Annotated in this window: 3 protein-coding genes; all 3 read left to right on the top strand. The window is 45.6% G+C overall.

Annotation, left to right across the window (positions count from 1 at the left end):
- Positions 1-1,129, top strand: a 1,129-nt coding sequence (locus F6K38_RS34345; protein ID WP_287359582.1) for a hypothetical protein, incomplete at its 5' end; no start/stop codon positions are given.
- Between the two features lie 75 nt (positions 1,130-1,204).
- On the top strand, positions 1,205-1,369 hold the full coding sequence (locus F6K38_RS34350; protein WP_287359583.1) for a hypothetical protein: 165 nt from the start codon (positions 1,205-1,207) through the stop codon (positions 1,367-1,369).
- 22 nt (positions 1,370-1,391) lie between these two features.
- Positions 1,392-2,604, top strand: a 1,213-nt coding sequence (locus F6K38_RS34355; protein WP_287359585.1) for an eCIS core domain-containing protein, incomplete at its 3' end; no start/stop codon positions are given.

Genomic DNA, 2,604 nt, shown 5'->3' on the forward strand with positions numbered 1-2,604 from the left:
CCAAGATTTCGCCACTAAGAACTTGTCAGTAGGGGGTAATCTACAGGTATCGGGGAATTTGGAAGTACAGGGGGATGTAATTGCCCGTGATACGGAGCATATTGCTGGAAATGTGTCTTTGGGGGATGCTGATAATGATGAAGTGAAAATTACCGGCGTAATTCGCTCGGGACACTCATCACGGGCGCTTAGGATAGATGATGCTTTGCATACCACCGGGTCGGTGAGTGTGGGTGGGAGTCTAAGTGTTAGCGATGCGATCGCTACTGCTCAATTACGTGTGACCGATCGGGTGACAGGTTCCCTAACCATAGAAAATAACTTAACTGTGGGTGGTTTGCTCGCTACTAGTGAAGTAAATGCCACAGGAACTATTCAGGCAAATCGGTTTGAAGGGGATGGCTCAAGTCTAGAGGGCATTGTCAAAAAAACCGGTGACACCATGACCGGGTCGCTGACTATCGCAAACAACCTCACTGTCAATGGCAATATTACAACCTCTGGCATTAAGGGTAAATTAGATGTTGGGGGTGATATTCGTGCTGGTAATTCAGATATTTACTTTACTAACACCAACCACAACCACACTGGCATCGGAAATCAATCTGGTTGGGCAGCTATTGAGAATGCTGCTAATTTCGGAGCTTTAATGATTCTGGGACGGGCGGGTACTTCTAAAGGTCGATACGTTCGATTATGGGACTATCTGCAAGTTAATGGCGGAATGGATATTACTGGCAATGTGGGTATTGGTACATCAAATCCTAGTCAAAAATTAGAGGTGGCTGGAACTGTAAATGTAAGAGATCGCATTTTGAGGAACGGTCAAGATTTTTCTAAAGCCGGTCAGGCTAGCCATAACGATACTGTTCAAGTCCCTTGGGGAACCACTCGTGAGTGGAATATTTTTGTTTCTCCCAGAGTAATGGGTCGAGAGGAGCCAGGTTCAGAAGGAGATAATGCGTTATTAAAGATAGAATGTTGGGCAAGAGTTAATAATACAACATCCTGGAAAATTCATGCACGATATAAATATAAAGTTAGTCGTGGCAGTGATCATGGTACATGGCACGACGAAAACTCAGGAAACTTCAGGCCCTTAGTCAACTACATCTTAATTCCACGCTAAGTAAATACACAAATGAAACAACAATTAGAGCAACGGCTTCAGGCACTAAAATCTTAATTTGAGTCAGGACAAAAAATGATCACGGATTTGGAAAATCAAAAGGTTAATCTGCGAGATACACTCTTGCGGATCAGTGGTGCTATTCAGGTAATCGAAGAATTGCTAGCAGAAACTAATATGGCAGGGGAAAACCAAGCTCAAAGTCTTGACAAAGATGCTGTAACTCTCCTAACTAATTAACTAAAAGGAAAAGGTGAACCATATGGGTAATCAACGGGCAAGCCAAACCAAAAACAACCAAACCACCCCAACCGGAAAAACTGTTCAAGCCAAGCCAACCCCCTTGGCTACCCATAGTCCGGTTCACCCCCTCCTGAAACTGCAAAGAACCATCGGTAACCAAGCCGTCAATCGCCTCATCCAGACAAAAATGCAAGTGGGGGAACCAAATGATGTGTACGAGAAGGAGGCAGACAGTGTTGCAGCCCAAGTAATGCGCATGGCAGCACCACCAGTCCAAAATTCCATGGAGGAAGAGGAAATACAAACTAAGCCGATAGCGCTACAGTTACAATCCGAGGAAGAGGAAATACAAACTAAGCCGATAGCGCTACAGTTACAATCCGAGGAAGAGGAAATACAAACTAAGCCGATCGCCCTACAGTTACAATCCCAGGAAGAGGAAATACAAACTAAAGCAAATCCTGGTCAAACCCCACAAGTATCCCCTAATTTAGAAACCAAAATCCAATCCCGACAGGGTACCGGTCAACCTCTGCCAGACTCTACCCGGAGTTTCATGGAACCCAGATTTGGGGCTGACTTTAGTGGGGTGAGGGTGCATACAGACTCCAGTGCTGTACAGATGAATAAAGAGTTGGGAGCCCAAGCCTTTACCCATGGTAGGGATATTTTCTATGGTGCCGGTAAGTCTCCTGGTAAGAATAGTTTGACGGCTCATGAGTTGACCCATACGATACAGCAGCAACCTAGACCGGTGGCACAAAAACCGTTGCTCAATCGCACACCAGAGGAAACCCCAGAACCTACGTCTGATGCTGCCGAAACTACTACTGAGCCTGGTATACCCACCGAGCCAACTTCCCTAGCCGAAGCCACATTTAACCCCTCAGAAACCGTCGCCACCTACATTAGTGCTCAACGCCGCCGCAGAGCAACTGTTCCGGTACAACTGGGAAATTTAGCCAGGGGTACACTACAAGTGCGTCAAAAACGAGACGGCACTTACGATACCATTAATCCTCAACGACAAGCCATACCTTTTACCCATCCATTTTTAGCACCATTACAATCTGTAGGGATACAACCAGTTCTTGCCCTACGCATCAGGAATAATACTATCTCCGGTTACGCCACCATCGCCAATGGAGACAGCTTTATTGCCAACCCAAGACAGTTAGTAAATACCATCAAGGAACAAAGTGAAACATTGGGATGGTTAGGTATGGACATTA

This window comes from Moorena sp. SIO3B2, from assembly GCF_010692525.1.
GTDB lineage: Bacteria > Cyanobacteriota > Cyanobacteriia > Cyanobacteriales > Coleofasciculaceae > Moorena > Moorena producens.

Coding starts and splice junctions, on each gene's coding strand:
- F6K38_RS34350 (WP_287359583.1), top strand. CDS start 1,205: ATGATCACGGATTTGGAAAATCAAAAGGTTAATCTGCGAGATACACTC.